13 protein-coding genes and 1 tRNA gene are annotated in these 14,148 nt (G+C 67.3%); 3 read left to right on the top strand and 11 right to left on the bottom strand.

The annotated features are described in order from the left end of the window. Positions 1 to 20: 20 nt before the first annotated feature. Positions 21 to 770, bottom strand: coding sequence for a phosphatase PAP2 family protein (locus tag HLA98_RS15730; protein ID WP_057500716.1), 750 nt, complete (start codon positions 768 to 770; stop codon positions 21 to 23). After that, a complete protein-coding gene (gene ispG / locus HLA98_RS15725; protein WP_057500715.1) occupies positions 751 to 2,016 on the bottom strand; it encodes a flavodoxin-dependent (E)-4-hydroxy-3-methylbut-2-enyl-diphosphate synthase in 1,266 nt (421 codons plus the stop codon). The genes HLA98_RS15730 and ispG overlap by 20 nt, the downstream gene beginning before the upstream one ends. A 114-nt stretch (positions 2,017 to 2,130) precedes the next feature. Here ispG and HLA98_RS15720 point away from each other — a divergent pair, with 114 nt between their 5' ends. Beyond that, positions 2,131 to 3,357, top strand: coding sequence for an ATP-binding protein (locus HLA98_RS15720; RefSeq protein WP_049445282.1), 1,227 nt, complete (start codon positions 2,131 to 2,133; stop codon positions 3,355 to 3,357). Next, complete coding sequence (locus HLA98_RS15715) at positions 3,354 to 3,917, top strand: response regulator transcription factor (RefSeq protein WP_054171466.1); 564 nt, start codon at positions 3,354 to 3,356, stop codon at positions 3,915 to 3,917. The genes HLA98_RS15720 and HLA98_RS15715 overlap by 4 nt, the downstream gene beginning before the upstream one ends. 21 nt (positions 3,918 to 3,938) lie before the next feature. Here HLA98_RS15715 and HLA98_RS15710 read toward each other — a convergent pair whose 3' ends face one another. The 9 genes from HLA98_RS15710 to pcnB all read right to left on the bottom strand — a co-directional run bounded on the left by HLA98_RS15710 (position 3,939) and on the right by pcnB (position 13,539). Beyond that, positions 3,939 to 6,836 carry a type 2 lanthipeptide synthetase LanM family protein gene (locus tag HLA98_RS15710; protein ID WP_057500714.1) on the bottom strand — a complete coding sequence of 966 codons (2,898 nt, stop codon included), beginning with the start codon at positions 6,834 to 6,836 and terminating at the stop codon, positions 3,939 to 3,941. An 82-nt stretch (positions 6,837 to 6,918) separates the two neighbouring features. Continuing rightward, a complete protein-coding gene (locus HLA98_RS15705) occupies positions 6,919 to 7,125 on the bottom strand; it encodes a DUF6229 family protein (protein WP_049423517.1) in 207 nt (68 codons plus the stop codon). A 315-nt stretch (positions 7,126 to 7,440) separates the two neighbouring features. Next, on the bottom strand, positions 7,441 to 8,955 hold the full coding sequence (pgi, locus tag HLA98_RS15700; protein ID WP_049445291.1) for a glucose-6-phosphate isomerase: 1,515 nt from the start codon (positions 8,953 to 8,955) through the stop codon (positions 7,441 to 7,443). Then, complete coding sequence (gene panD, locus HLA98_RS15695; RefSeq protein WP_005409061.1) at positions 8,952 to 9,332, bottom strand: aspartate 1-decarboxylase; 381 nt, start codon at positions 9,330 to 9,332, stop codon at positions 8,952 to 8,954. The genes pgi and panD overlap by 4 nt, the downstream gene beginning before the upstream one ends. 87 nt (positions 9,333 to 9,419) lie before the next feature. Then, on the bottom strand, positions 9,420 to 9,917 hold the full coding sequence (locus HLA98_RS15690) for a hypothetical protein (protein ID WP_057500713.1): 498 nt from the start codon (positions 9,915 to 9,917) through the stop codon (positions 9,420 to 9,422). 67 nt (positions 9,918 to 9,984) lie between these two features. Then, positions 9,985 to 10,824 (bottom strand): pantoate--beta-alanine ligase, encoded by an 840-nt coding sequence (panC, locus tag HLA98_RS15685; RefSeq protein WP_057500712.1) that lies wholly within the window; start codon positions 10,822 to 10,824, stop codon positions 9,985 to 9,987. Next, complete coding sequence (gene panB / locus HLA98_RS15680; RefSeq protein WP_057500711.1) at positions 10,821 to 11,636, bottom strand: 3-methyl-2-oxobutanoate hydroxymethyltransferase; 816 nt, start codon at positions 11,634 to 11,636, stop codon at positions 10,821 to 10,823. The genes panC and panB overlap by 4 nt, the downstream gene beginning before the upstream one ends. Positions 11,637 to 11,670: 34 nt before the next feature. Then, complete coding sequence (folK, locus tag HLA98_RS15675) at positions 11,671 to 12,156, bottom strand: 2-amino-4-hydroxy-6-hydroxymethyldihydropteridine diphosphokinase (RefSeq protein WP_057500710.1); 486 nt, start codon at positions 12,154 to 12,156, stop codon at positions 11,671 to 11,673. A gap of 3 nt (positions 12,157 to 12,159) precedes the next feature. Then, entirely contained in the window at positions 12,160 to 13,539 is a 1,380-nt protein-coding gene (pcnB, locus tag HLA98_RS15670) for a polynucleotide adenylyltransferase PcnB (protein WP_057500709.1), read from the bottom strand. 52 nt (positions 13,540 to 13,591) lie between these two features. On the opposite strand from pcnB, the gene HLA98_RS15665 reads away from it, so the two are divergent. Then, positions 13,592 to 13,666, top strand: a tRNA-Glu gene (locus HLA98_RS15665). The last annotated feature ends 482 nt before the right edge of the window (positions 13,667 to 14,148 follow it).

Genomic DNA, 14,148 nt, shown 5'->3' with positions numbered 1-14,148 from the left:
TCCCTCAAAGGCCATCCACGTCAATCCCCCTGTGATGATGCTTCGCTGGCCTTCGCTGGCGGCGAGCCATGACGTCGCCATGGGTGCCGGCGACTGAACATGACCAGATAGCACCCTACCACCCAAACCAGCGCGGCACACCATCCGGCCAGGATATCGGAGGGGTAATGCACCCCCAGATAGACCCGGGACACGCTGACCAGCAGGCTGAATGCCGGCGCCAGCAACAGCACCGGCCAGCGCCAGCGGGTGTTCCAGGCCAGCAGCACCAGGGTCACCGCCAGGGTCATCGAGCCCATCGCGTGGCCACTGGGGAAGCTGAACGTCGATTCCGGGGCGATCGATTCCCACAGGCTGGGGCGCTGGCGCTGGAAGAAGTGCTTGCTGCCCATGTTCAGCAGTGCCGAGCCGACGAAGCTGACCGCCACGAACGTGGCTTCACGCCAACGCCGGTAGCCCAGCAATACTGCGATGATCAGCACATCGGCCGGGATCAGGAACCATTCGTAGCCCAGCCTGGAAATGAGCACGAAGAAGCGGTCCAGCAGCGGCGAATGCAGGCCATGCATCTGCCACAGCAGCGGCGCGTCGAAATGGAACGATTCAAACTCGTGCACCTCATCGGCCAGGGCGACGAAGCCGGCCAGCGGCAGCAGCACGCCACCGAACAGCAGGACCAGGCGCCAGGCATTGCGCGCCATCCAGTGGCGGAAGCCGGAGGCGGACTCCGGTGCAGCGAGGATCGCGGGCTTATCCGGCGCTTCGGACATATTTGTGTTCGACGTAGTCGTCGATCAGGGCGACGAACTCCTGGGCGATGTTGTCGCCACGCAGGGTCACCTTCTTCTCTCCATCGACGAACACCGGTGCCGCAGGCGTTTCACCCGTGCCCGGCAGCGAGATGCCGATGTTGGCATGGCGCGACTCACCCGGTCCGTTGACGATGCAGCCCATCACCGCCAGGGTCATGTTCTCCGCACCCGGGTGATGGATCTTCCACAGCGGCATCTTCTCGCGCACGTGGTTCTGCACCACCTTGGCCAGCTCCTGGAAGAACTCGGAGGTGGTGCGGCCGCAGCCCGGGCAGGCCGTGACCAGCGGCGTGAAGGCACGCTGCCCGGTGGTCTGCAGCAGTTCCTGGGCAACGATCACTTCCTGCGTACGCGACTGACCCGGTTCCGGGGTCAGCGAGATCCGGATGGTGTCACCGATGCCTTCCTGCAGCAGCACGCTCAGCGCCGCGGACGAGGCGACGATGCCCTTGCTGCCGATACCGGCTTCGGTCAGGCCCAGGTGCAGGGCGAAGTCCGAGCGCTGGGCCAGGTCGCGGTAAACCGCGATCAGCTCCTGCACGCCACTGACCTTGGCCGACAGCACGATGCGATCGCGCGGCAGGCCGAGCTCCACCGCCTGCTCGGCCGAGTCCAGCGCCGAGCGGATCAGCGCCTCGCGCAGCACGCGGCCGGCGTCCCAGGGCTGCTCGCGCAGGTTGTTCTCGTCCATCAGCTTCGCCGCCAGGGCCTGGTCCAGCGAGCCCCAGTTGGCGCCGATGCGCACCGGCTTGTTGTAGCGGATCGCGAACTCGATCAACTGGGCGAACTGCAGGTCCTTCTTCTTGCCGAAGCCGACGTTGCCCGGGTTGATGCGGTACTTGGCCAGCGCTTCGGCACACGCCGGTTCGGCGGTGAGCAGCTGGTGGCCGTTGTAATGGAAGTCACCGATCAGTGGCACGTCGATGCCCATCATCGCCAGCTTGTCGACGATGCGCGGGATCGCCGCAGCGGCTTCAACGGTGTTGACGGTCAAACGCACCATTTCCGAACCCGCACGCCAGAGCTCGGCCACCTGCTTCACGCTGGAGGCGACGTCGGACGTGTCCGTGTTGGTCATCGACTGCACCACGACCGGCTTGCCTCCACCTACGGTGACCCCGCCGATCTGCACGGCATGGGTCTGGCGGCGGGGCCAGGAGGTGGCATCGGAGGGGGGAGTCGGGCGGGAGACGGCGTCGTGCATGGGCGCATTCTACCGCCCGCCCCCGCATTCGGGGTGACTCGCATTCAGCCGGAGGCACGGCTGCGGCCGATTGTCGCAGGCACGGTCACGCGTGAACGCATACGATGAGCATGAATGACCGGTCCCGACGCCCCGTTTCTCCGTACCCTGTGCAGCCTGCGCTGGCTTGCCGTAGGTGGCCAGGCCGCCACCATCCTGGTAGCCACCTGGGTGCTGGGCCTGCCATTGCCGCAGCTGCCGCTGTGGGCCGGCGTAGCCGTGCTGACCCTGTTCAACATCTACACCCAGCTGCGCCCGGAGGCGGCCGACACCGCGCCGCTGACCGCATTCGGCCATATCCTGGTGGACGTGATCATCCTGACCTGGATGGTGGGCTGGAGCGGTGGCATGGCCAACCCGTTCAGTTCGCTGTTCCTGATCCTGATCGCATTGGCCGCGTTCGCCCTGCCCCTGCGCTGGGCGCTGGCGGTCGCGCTGGCCTGCCTGCTCGGCTATGCCGCCAGCGGCATCTTCGGGCAGCCGCTGCCGGATGGCTATTTCCGCGCGCAGGACCTCAACCGCTGGGGCGTGGTCGCCAATTTCCTGATTTCCGCGGCGGTCGTGCTGACGTTCTCTACCCGCCTGGCGCTGGCGCTGCGCCAGCGCGAGCTGGAACTGTCGGCCCTGCGCGAACGCTTCGCCCGCAACGAGGGCATCGTCGCCCTGGCCACCCATGCCGCCTCGGTAGCGCATGAGCTGAACACGCCGCTGGCGACCATGACCCTGCTCGCCGATGACGTCGCCGAGCGCAGCGAAGAGCCCGAAGTACGCGAAGACATGGAAACCCTCCGCGAGCTGCTGGTGCAGTGCCGTGAGCGCGTGCTGGCGCTGGCCGCACCGGCCTCGGCCGATGCACCGGGGCGCAGCCACTCCAGTGCACAGCAGGTACTGGAACAGTGGCGCCTGGTGCGGCCGACCATCGACCTGCACCGCAACGACGATGCGCCGCTGCGGCTGCCACTCGACCCGGGCGTGGGCCATCTGCTGATGGTCCTTCTCAACAATGCCGCCGACGCCGGCGAGAAGGCCGGACGGCCACGCGTGGACCTGGACCTGCGCATTGAAGGCGACGACCTGATCGGCGAAGTACGCGACTATGGCCATGGCTTCGACGCCCGTGCTGCCGTGCTGCCGGGCAAGCTGTTCGGCAGCAGCAAAAGCGAGGGCATGGGCGTCGGCCTGGCCCTGTCCCATGCCACCATCGAACGCCTCGACGGCGAGATGTGGATGCGCCCGGCCCAGGGCGCCGGCAGCCGCGTCGGCTTCCGCCTGCCGCTGGCCCCACGCGAGGAAACCCCATGAGCACCTCAACCCTCGGCCTGCTGGTCGACGACGACGAACTGTACCTGCGCACCCTGCAGCGCAGCCTGGCCCGCAAGGGGCTTGAAACGCAGACCGCGCAGGATGCCGCCAGTGCACTGGCGCTGGCCCGCCAGCATCCGCCGGCGTTCGCGCTGATCGACCTGAAGCTGGGCAGCGATTCCGGCCTCGCCCTGATCCAGCCGCTGCGCGCGTTGCGCGCGGACATGCGCATCCTGCTGGTGACCGGCTACGCCAGCATCGCCACCGCGGTGGAGGCGATCAAGCTCGGCGCCGACGACTACCTGCCGAAGCCGGCCACGGTGCCGATGATCCTGCGCGCCCTCGGTGAGGAAGACGACGGCCCGGCCGACGATGGCGAAATGGAAGTGCCCGACGCGATGACCCCGATCAGCCGCCTGCAGTGGGAACACATCCAGCAGGCGATGCACGAGACCGGCGGTAACGTGTCCGCGGCCGCGCGCCTGCTCGGCATGCACCGGCGTTCGCTGCAGCGCAAGCTGGCCAAGCGGCCAAGCCCGGAACGCGATCCCAGCCGCTGATCGCAACCGGACCGGTCCGGCTCAGACCTCGGCCAGCGCCGCTCGGTCCTGCGCGGCACTGGAACGCGATGCCGGGGCATCGACCCGCGCCGCTGCCGTCTCCTGCAGCAGCGGCGACGGCAGCACGCAGGCCGGATGCATGCGCAGGAAGCCATAGATCGCACCTGCCAGGCCGATCATCAAGCCCGGGGTAAAGGCCGCGCGGGTCAGTCCGCCGACCATGCCCTGGTGCTCCTCGATCGAAGAAACGATCTCGATGGCGGCCTCGTCCTGCGGATAGGGGCATCCCTCCGGATCCAGCGCAGCCGCCAGCACCAGCAGCTCCCGCGTGGACAGGTCGCCATGGCACAGGGTGTGGCTGAACCCCCATTTGCCGCGCGCGTCGGCCACAGCCCGCCGCATGTCACGCAACTGCGTGGGATCGCCAGTGCGGGCATACAGATCCGCCGCCGCCAGACCGATGCCAACACTGCCATGGCACCAGGTCGGGAAGTTCTTCTGCCCATCCTGCAGGTGGATGTCGCGCCAGTGCCCGGTATGCGGTTCGAACAACGCCGCCTGGAACGCAAACGCTCCTTCGGCCAACTGCCGCCAGGCGGCGCGCTCAGGCACGCTGCCGGCGTCCGACCGCGCCAGCCGTGCCAGCGCCCAGCCCATGCCCATCGCGCCATGGCCAAAGCCACCGATCGGCTCGCGGAACTGTGGCGTCGGCCAGCGTGCGCCGTCGGCATCGACGATCGCCGCTTCCTGCATGCGGCGCCCGGCCGCAGCCGCCAACTCCAGCCAGCGCGTTCTGCCGGTGGCCTCGGCCAGCGCCAACAACGGCAGGATCATGCCGGACACGCCATCAATCAGTTCAAATTTCACCGGCCCCTGGAAGCCACGACGTTCCACGCCCTCCGCACAGCGCTCGGCCAGCGCAAGCAGTGCGGGGCGCTGCAGAAGATCGTGCAACGCCAGCAGGGTCCAGATCTGCGAGCCTGTGCCGACGAATCCACCATCGATCCCGGCGGGATGGCGCTCGCACATGGTCTGGAACACCGCAATGGCGCCTTCGATGGCCGGATCCAGCCCGGCCACCGGGTCGGCACGTCCCTGCTCCACTTCCCGGCGGTAGGCCGCCAGTGCGAACGCAATGCCCCCCAGCCCGAAATACAGGTCGGGCTGCACCGGCTGGACGGTCCATCCTGTGCGGGTCACCTCGGGCGTGATCCACGTCATCGAACCATCTTCACCATGCACGGCCAGACGCAGAAGATTCTCCACCGCGCGTGCCGCAAGCGTTCGTCGGCGCAGGTCCAGATCGTCCGCGCGCGGCTGCTGCGCGGCATAGCTGTAGCCGGAGCGAGCCTCGGCGCGGGCCAGCGCATGCTGGTTCAGGTCGGTGGCCACCAGCGTGCTGCGGATGGTCACGTCTTCCAGGTCGATGCGCATCGCACGCCAGTTGTCGGCGATGGAGCGGATGCGGGTCGCGTCCAGCCGCGAAGTGAAGATCGGAATGTCACCGTGGCGCAGGTCGTCCACTTCTCCACGTACGGTTTCCAGATCCGATGGCGCAGCCGGTGACACCGCTGCATTGCGCACCAGCAGATCGATCGCGCGCTCAACCGCCTGGGCTTCCTTGTGCAGCGAGGCTGGATGCCAGAGCATCCGCCCGAGCTCGGCGTAGGCCATTGTCGGCCGCCGCACATCCCGCACCTGGCAGCCTTCGAAAGCCGCCAGGAGTGGCATCAGTTCGCCCTTGGCATCGAGTGCGCGCAGGCGCCCGCTGGCGTCGATGAAGCCTTCGCTGATGTGGTCCCAGTACAACGAAACATCCGGCTGTGGACTGGGGTGGTTCTGTGCGATGGCGACTTCGGCCTCGACCATGCCAAGCCGGGCCGGCCCCGTCCCATCCTCGACAATCACCGGCACCTGTACCCGCGGCTGCTCGCCTGGCAATGCGCCGGCAGCCGACAGGTCCACACCCTCCATACCGAGGCCGGTGGTGCGGAACGGCACGATGCCGGTGCGCAGCACGGAATTGCGCATCAGTTTGATGGCCGTATCGTAGGCGTCGCCCAGGCCCGACGGCTCGACGTCGATCACCTGCGAGAACACACTTTCTGCATCGATCACCACCGGCACCGGCCCGACAGCGATGAGGTTCTCCAGATGGATGTCGGTACCACCGACCAGGCGCAGGATCGCCAGCCAATGGCCAAGACCGCGGTAGTAGGCACGCAGCTCTTCGTCATCGGCGCAATGACGGTGCGCGGCAAACGCGGCCCAGCCATGGCTGCCACGGTCTACCACACGCGGCACACGCACCCGGCCCGGGCCCTCGCCGAAGACCGCAGCGAGCAGGCCATCGAGCGCCGCATCGATGCGCAGCGAGCGCGGTTTGTACATCAGCACGCCGCCGTCGAACTGCAGCCGTGCCACGGTCCGGCCGCCGCCGTGCAGGTCACCCCGCCCCAACGCGATCGCACGCAGCACTCCGGCCGGAGCGTCGAGCAGGTCCGTCAGCAGCGCACGATCACTGCCGATGCGCGCGGCCAGCTCCACCACGGCCGCGCATTGTCCTTCAAGCATGCGCGACAGCCGCGGCAACAGCACCGGGTAGCGTCGCTGCAGATGTTCACGGAAACCCTCGCTGGTGGCGAGGGCTACGAATTCGTCCAGCGTGCCGGCGCTGTCAAGCGGGCCGATGTCACCGCCGCGCGCAGCTGCGTGTAGTTCCAGCAACAGCACACGGTTGAGCTTGAGCTGGGCATGCTCACGCAGCGCCGCGTCGCCCTGCGCGTGCAGCAGTTCGCGCTCACCGGGCTGCAGCGCAATGGCAGGGTCATGCAGGCCGGCCGCCAACGCGGCGCGCGCATGGGCAAGGAAATGTTCGGTGATGCGCGCAAACGCGGCCGCAGCCGGAGAAGCGGTCATTACGCCCCCTGCAAGGTATCGGGAAGTCTGTTCCAGTTGCCGGCACGCAGCCGCAAGGCGCTGCGTGCCGGCTCGGGCTACATCAGCAACACAGGCAGTGATTGACCACGGACATCGTGGTGGTGCACTCGGTGCCACCACCGGTGATCAGGGTGTCGGAGGCCGACGTGAGTGCGGACTCGGTAGCCGCAGCGCCATAGATGAACAGCGAACCCGCAGGGTTGGCGCACCCATCCACATCGTCCGAGCCATTGAGCCAGCCGGACACAACATCGTCATTCAGATCCATTCGCAATCTCCTGTCATTCACAACATGAGGCGTTGAGGACATGGATCGATTCCACGTCCCTTCGGATACGGCCAGTCCCTGGCATCAACATCATGCTGCGAGCGATACTGGATGACAGGTACAGCCGCCCGTGCACACTGCAATGGCAGGCGATGCGCAGTCAAGCTGCGCTGCGGCAGGCACGCGGATGCGCTGCATGTGCAGCACGCAAACGACACGGAATGCGTGGCCGCGCACCATTCATGCGCGACCGGATCGAAGGCAAGCGGAGAGACATGGGATGGCCGGCCGGCGCCGGCACATCCGCAGGCCGGGTCAGCGCTTCAGCTGCGCCAGGATTTCGCGGGTCATCGGGTCGGCAATCGCAACATCCTCACCCTGCAGCGCCGGCAACAGGCCACTGGCCAGCTGCTTGCCAAGCTCGACACCGAACTGGTCGAAGGCATTGATGTTCCAGATCACCGACTGCACGTACACAGCGTGTTCGTACATGGCGATCAGTGCACCCAGCGCCTGCGGGGTCAGCGCGTCGAGCAGGATCAGCGTGCTCGGGCGGCCGCCCGGGTAATCACGGTGCGGGTCGTCGCTGCTCTGGCCATTGGCCAGTGCTTCAGTCTGCGCCAGCAGATTGGCCAGCAGGGCCTGATGATTGATCGTGTAGGGATCGTCGTTGTGCACGCAGCCGATGAAATCTGCCGGAACGATGCTGGTGCCCTGGTGCAGTGCCTGGAAGAAGCTGTGCTGCACATCGGTGCCCGCGCCGCCCCACCACACCGGCACGGTGTCGGTGGTGACAGGTTGCCCGTCACGCTGCACGCGCTTGCCCAGGCTTTCCATCACCAGCTGCTGCAGGTAGGCCGGCAGCAGCGCCAGGCGCTGGTCGTAGGTCATCACCGCGTGCGTGGCATGGCCCAGCAGGTTGCGGTTCCAGATGTCGGTCAGGCCGTGCAGCACCGGCAGGTTGCGCTCCAGCGGTGCATCCAGCGCATGCGCATCCATCTGCGCCGCGCCTTCCAGCAACTGCTCGAAGCGATCGAAGCCGACTGCCAGCGCGATCGGGAAACCGACCGCCGACCACAGTGAATAACGGCCACCCACCCAGTCCCACATCGGCAGCACGCGATCGGCGGCGATGGCAAAGGCCTTGGCGGCGCGTTCCGGATTGGCACTGACTGCATACAGGCGTTCGCTGCCACCCAGCCAGTCGTGCAGGATCTGGCCGTTGAGCAGGGTTTCCTGCGTACCGAAGGTCTTGGAGATCAGGATGCCGGCGGTCTTCGCCGGATCCAGCGTGGCCAGCGTACGCTGCATGGCGGCGCCGTCCACGTTCGAGACGAAATGCACCCGCAGGCGCGCACCGCTGACTGGGCGCAGCGCGTCGGCAACCAGGCGCGGGCCAAGGTCGGAACCACCGATGCCGACACTGACCACATCGGTCACGCCACTGTCTTCCAGCGCGCGCACCAGCACGCCCATGCGCTGGCGGATCTCGCGCGCGGTGGCATAGGCCTCAGCCGCCACCGGCGCATCGACCACATCGCCACGCAGCGCGGTGTGCAGCGCCGCGCGACCTTCGGTCAGGTTGACCTGCTCGCCACGGAACAGGCGGGTGATGGCGCCACCGACATCACGCTCGGCAGCCAGCGCCAGCAACGCCTGCAGCGCCGCAGCATCGTATTTCTGCCGCGCGAAGTTGACGTACAACGGACCGACCCGCAGCGCCAGATCCTGCACGCGCCCGGGTTCGGCGGCGAGCAGGCTGGGAATGCTTGCGCCCTTCAGGCGCTGGGCGTGGGAGTGCAGCGAGTCGAATCCGTTGTTCGTTGTCATGCGGCCTGGGTCGGGATCGTGTCGTTGGTGTGGGTGATCTGGTTCTTGCCATCAACGTACACCAGCTTCGGCTTGAAGCTGTCAGCTTCCTGCTCGGTCATGCTGGCGAACGCTGCGATGATGATGATGTCACCGACCTGCACGTGGCGCGCGGCGCCACCGTTGAGCGAGACAACGCCGCTGCCGGCTTCGGCGCGGATGGCGTAGGTCGAGAAGCGCGCACCGTTGGTCACGTCCCAGATGTGCACCTGCTCGAACTCGCGGATGCCGGTGGCAGCCAGCAGGTTGTCATCAATGGCGATCGAGCCTTCGTAGTTCAGCTCGGAATGGGTGACGGTGGCGCGGTGGATCTTGGTCTTGAGCAGGGACAGGTGCATGGGGGCGCTGCAACGGCAAAGGAAAGAGCGGATTCTAGCACCCGCTTGGCCATCGCCAGGGGGCGGCGGCAGGACGCTGAAGGCCGTTCAGGTGCCCTTGCCCGGCGGCGGCGCCGTGGCATGGACGGCACCGCCCTGCGGTGACAGCCTGAACACCGTATGGAAGGCCAGCCCGGAGGCCAGGCCCAGGCCCCCTGCAGCCAACACTGTCAGCCCATAGCTGATCACATCGAATGTATCCACATAGCGCAGGCGCTGCAGCAGCGGCCCATGGATCGCGCCCGGCCATTCATGGATGGCCATGGCCAGCGCGCCCAGGGCAGACCCTGCAAGCACGAAGCTGATCCGGCGCAGGGGCTGCCGAGATCGCGGGAGCATCGCCATCGGCAGGAACACCGCGATGGCGATGCAGACGCCCAGCCCGAACATCAGTCCACCGCCGGTGAGCGCGGGCATCGGCGTGCGCCTGAATTCAAGTGCGAACATCAGGCCGCCAAACAGTTGGGCCGGCAGCATGCCTGCCGCCAACACCGCCAGGATAGAGGCCTGGGCAAGACGGCCGGTATCAGTGCCGGGGGTTTTCATTTCAGGTCTCCCGTCCGTGGGAAGTGGAGAGGCGCCCGTTGCGGGCGCCCCCCAAGCCGCATGCGGCTCAGAATTCCAGGTTGTCGATCAAGCGGGTGGTGCCCAGACGTGCGGCGATCAGCGCTACGCGGCCGCCGCCGTCGAAGGTCGGCTCGGCCAAATCGGGCGTGCGCAGCACCGCATAGTCGACCTGGAAACCGGCTGCCTGCAATGCCGCCGTGGCGTCGGCCTCGATGCGGTCACGTGCCAGCCCGGCTACATAGCCTTCGCGCATGCCCAGCAGGGTGCGGTGGATACTGGTCGCAACCGGGCGCTGTTCGGCGCTCAGATACTGGTTGCGCGAGCTCTTGGCCAGACCATCCTCGTCGCGCACGATGTCCGCGCCGACGATCTGGATCGGGAACGACAGCTCGGCCACCATCTGCTTGATCACAGCCAGCTGCTGGTAGTCCTTTCGGCCGAACACGGCCACGTCCGGCTGCACCTGCAGGAACAGGCGCGCGACCACCGTGCACACGCCATCAAAGTGTCCCGGACGGCTGGCGCCTTCCAGCACTTCACTGACGCCGGGCGCGTGCATCTGCGTGGTCTTGTCCACGCCCAGCGGATACATCGCCTCGACGCTGGGCAGCCACACCGCATCGCAGCCGGCCTGCTCCAGCCCGGCCACGTCGGCCTCGGGCGTACGCGGATAGCGACTGAAATCCTCGTTCGGCCCGAACTGGGTCGGGTTGACGAAGATGCTTGCCACCACCTTGTCGGCGTACTGGCGGGCCAGGGTCACCAGCGAATGATGGCCACCGTGAAGGTTGCCCATGGTCGGCACCAGCGCCACGCGCAGGCCCTCGCGCTTCCACTGGGCGATCTGCTCGCGCAATGCGCCGAGCTCGTTGAAGGTCTGGATCATGAGGCGTAAGCGTGCTGTTCGTCGGGGAAGCTGCCGTCGCGCACGGCGTCGGCATAGGCGCGGGTGGCACCCGCCACCGAACCGCCTTCGGCAAGGAAGTCCTTGACGAACTTGGGACGGCGATGGCCACTGTCCAGGCCAAGGAAATCGTGCAGCACCAGCACCTGGCCATCGCACTGCGGGCCGGCACCGATGCCGATGGTCGGCACTTCCACAGCGGCAGTGACGTCGGCGGCGACCGGGCTCGGCATGCACTCCAGCACCAGCAGGCTGGCGCCCGCAGCAGCCACGGCCCTGGCATCTTCCACCAGCTGGCGTGCGGCATCGCCACGGCCCTGGATCTTGAAGCCGCCCAGGCGCAGCACCGACTGCGGGGTCAGGCCCAGGTGCGAGCAGACCGGAATCTCACGCTCGACCAGGTAACGGATGATGTCGACCTTGAAGCCGGCACCTTCGATCTTGACCATCTCGGCACCGGCCTGCAGCAGCTGCAGCGATGCATCCAGCGCGCGCTCCGGGGTGGCATCGGCGCCGAACGGCAGGTCGGCCACCAGCAGCGCGCGCTGCAGCACACGGGCCACGGCGCGGGTGTGGTAGACCATGTCGGCCACGGTCACCGGCAGGGTCGAATCATGGCCCTGCACGACCATGCCCAGCGAATCGCCAATCAGGATCAGGTCAACGCCATTTGCGTCGAAAGTGCGGGCGAAGCCAGCGTCGTAGGCGGTCAACATGACCAGCTTCTGGCCATTGCGCTTGGCCTCGGCCAGGGCGGGAACGGTCCAGGGCTTGCTGTCTGCGTGGGTGCTCATGTGCTGATAACCGGGGGAGATAACCCGGGCATTATCACCCTATCGGCGCGATCCCGCAGGCATCCACCCGCACCACTGCATCCCGCACGCGACCATGGCCGGGAATGGCCAGATCCGGCGCGATTTCGGCCAGCGGCACCAACACGAAGGCACGCTCGTGCAGGTAAGGATGCGGCACCTGCAGACCGGGCTGGTCGAGCACCTGCGCGCCATACAGCAGCAGGTCCAGGTCCAGCGCGCGCGGGCCCCAGTGCACCGCCGGGTCGCGCACGCGACCAAAGCGCTGCTCCAGCGCCAGCATCGCCTGCAGCAGCGTGTCGGCCGGCAACGTGGTGTCGACCGCAGCCACCGCGTTGACGAACGGCGGCTGGTCTTCATTGCCCCAGGCCGGCGTGGCGTACAGCCTCGAGGCCTGGCGCAGGCGGGTACCGGGCAGCCCGTCGAGCGCGGCAATCGCCGCGCCGACGGTGGCGGCCGCGTCGCCAAGGTTGGCGCCGAGGCCGATCCAGGCAAGGGTCATCGTTTACTCGCCAGCCGCACCGGCCGGGGCGCCCGGACGACGGCGGCGACGGCGGCGCTTGCGCGGTGCCCCGCTCTCGTCATCACCCTCTTCGCTGTGCATCACGTCCAGCGACGATTCCAGCTCGCGGCCGGACTGCGCCTGTGCCTCGCGCCAGAACTCGACATCGGCGGCGTGCTCGGCCGAGGCCACCTGACGCAGGCTGAGGAAGTCGAATGCAGCACGGAAACGCGGATGGGTCAGGGTGCGGAATACGCGCTTGCGCTGGCGTGAGCCGAAACGCGACTGCAGCAGCCAGATCTCCTGCATCGGCAGCGAGAAACGGCGCGGCAGCGCGATGGTGCTCAGCTGCTGCACGGTGACGCGGTCGGCGGCACGGCGCTGCGCTTCCTCCGGTGCCACGCCCTGCTTGAGCAGGGTCGCCTGCGCGCGGCAGAACGCCGGCCACAGCAGCAGCGCGAACAGGAACGCCGGCGAGACCGGCTCGTCGTTGGCCACGCGCGCATCGGTGTTGGCCAGACCCTCGACCAGCATGCGGCGCAGCGCGCCAGTGCGGTTGGACTTCAGCGCCTTGGCGCTTTCCGGGAACAGCACGTCGAGCAGGCCGTAGCGCTCCAGGCCTTCGAAGCTGGCCACGCCGTGCCCGGACAGGAACAGCTTCAGCACTTCCTCGAACAGGCGTGCCGGCGCCGCTTCGTTGAGCAGGCCGGCCAGGTGCGGGATCGGCGCGGCGGTGCCCTCTTCGATCTGGAAGCCGAGCTTGGCCGCCAGGCGCACCGCACGCAGCATGCGCACCGGGTCTTCCTGGTAGCGCTGCACCGGGTCGCCGATGAGCTTCATCAGGCGCGCCTGCACGTCTTCGAAGCCGCCGGTGTAGTCACGTACCGAGAAGTCCTCGATGGCGTAGTACAGGGCGTTGCAGGTGAAATCGCGGCGGATGGCGTCGTCTTCGATGGTGCCGTACACGTTGTCGCGCACGAGCATGCCGTTTTCCATCTCGCGGTCACCGCTGCCGTCATCGCTGTTGGCGCGGAAGGTGGCGACTTCGATGATCTCGCGGCCGAACACAACGTGGGCGAGGCGGAAGCGGCGGCCGATCAGGCGGCAGTTGCGGAACAGCTGCTTGACCTGTTCGGGCGTGGCGTCGGTAGCCACGTCGAAATCCTTGGGTTGGCCATTGACCAGCAGGTCGCGCACCGCGCCGCCGACAAGATAGGCGCCGAAGCCTGCATCGCGCAGGCGATAAAGCACGCGCAGGGCGTTCGGGCTGATGTCCTTGCGGGAGATCGTGTGCTGGTCGCGCGGGATGACGCGCAGGCTGAACGGTGATGTAGCAGAGGAAATGATGTTGGCGCTTCCGGTTGAAGTTTCGGGATTGCCCAATGGCATCGAGGTGCATATACTAGCGCTCCTGCCTCGGCAGCGACACAGTTACGCTCCCTTCGTCTAGTGGTTAGGACGTGGCCCTCTCAAGGCTAAAACAGGGGTTCGAGTCCCCTAGGGAGCGCCAGTCGCCGCAGCAGGAACCGAAAAAGCCCGCCTTGTGCGGGCTTTTCTGTTTTCCGGGATTGCAGTGATTGCGGTCGGGTTGGTCGCTTTGGCGCCTCCCTGCAATCGGCTCGAGCCGGGGGGGGTCACCCAGGGCAGGACACGCCGTGAACCCATCCATGGGGGCTCGATGGCGCCTTCCTTGGCGCCAACGGTCCTGCCCTGGGTGACCCCACCGACTCTGGACGGTTTCCCGCCAGCTGCGGCAACAACCGACCATCGCTTCGCCGCATCCGCACGCACCATGAAACTGTCAGGAGGGGGCAGGCCGCCCTCTCCAGGACCGTTGGCGCCATGGGTTGGGCGCATGCGCCCGACGGGTTGGGCAGGAGCCCAAGCCTGGTCTTGCCGAGTGCGCAGGACAGCGCACGCGAGCAAGGCGCCATCGAGCACCATGGATGGGCTCTTGCGTGTCCTGGAGAGGGCGGCCTGCCCCCTCACACT

Source organism: Stenotrophomonas africana, assembly GCF_013004645.1.
Taxonomy (GTDB): Bacteria; Pseudomonadota; Gammaproteobacteria; order Xanthomonadales; family Xanthomonadaceae; genus Stenotrophomonas; species Stenotrophomonas africana.
The sequence above is the reverse complement of the archived record's forward strand: the minus strand, read 5'-3'. Positions and strand labels throughout refer to the sequence as shown.

Excerpts from the sequence above, each read along its gene's own strand:
- HLA98_RS15730 (WP_057500716.1), bottom strand. The coding sequence starts at position 770 with ATGTCCGAAGCGCCGGATAAGCCCGCGATCCTCGCTGCACCGGAGTCC.
- ispG (WP_057500715.1), bottom strand. The coding sequence starts at position 2,016 with ATGCACGACGCCGTCTCCCGCCCGACTCCCCCCTCCGATGCCACCTCC.
- HLA98_RS15720 (WP_049445282.1), top strand. The coding sequence starts at position 2,131 with ATGACCGGTCCCGACGCCCCGTTTCTCCGTACCCTGTGCAGCCTGCGC.
- HLA98_RS15715 (WP_054171466.1), top strand. The coding sequence starts at position 3,354 with ATGAGCACCTCAACCCTCGGCCTGCTGGTCGACGACGACGAACTGTAC.
- HLA98_RS15710 (WP_057500714.1), bottom strand. The coding sequence starts at position 6,836 with ATGACCGCTTCTCCGGCTGCGGCCGCGTTTGCGCGCATCACCGAACAT.
- HLA98_RS15705 (WP_049423517.1), bottom strand. The coding sequence starts at position 7,125 with ATGGATCTGAATGACGATGTTGTGTCCGGCTGGCTCAATGGCTCGGAC.
- pgi (WP_049445291.1), bottom strand. The coding sequence starts at position 8,955 with ATGACAACGAACAACGGATTCGACTCGCTGCACTCCCACGCCCAGCGC.
- panD (WP_005409061.1), bottom strand. The coding sequence starts at position 9,332 with ATGCACCTGTCCCTGCTCAAGACCAAGATCCACCGCGCCACCGTCACC.
- HLA98_RS15690 (WP_057500713.1), bottom strand. The coding sequence starts at position 9,917 with ATGAAAACCCCCGGCACTGATACCGGCCGTCTTGCCCAGGCCTCTATC.
- panC (WP_057500712.1), bottom strand. The coding sequence starts at position 10,824 with ATGATCCAGACCTTCAACGAGCTCGGCGCATTGCGCGAGCAGATCGCC.
- panB (WP_057500711.1), bottom strand. The coding sequence starts at position 11,636 with ATGAGCACCCACGCAGACAGCAAGCCCTGGACCGTTCCCGCCCTGGCC.
- folK (WP_057500710.1), bottom strand. The coding sequence starts at position 12,156 with ATGACCCTTGCCTGGATCGGCCTCGGCGCCAACCTTGGCGACGCGGCC.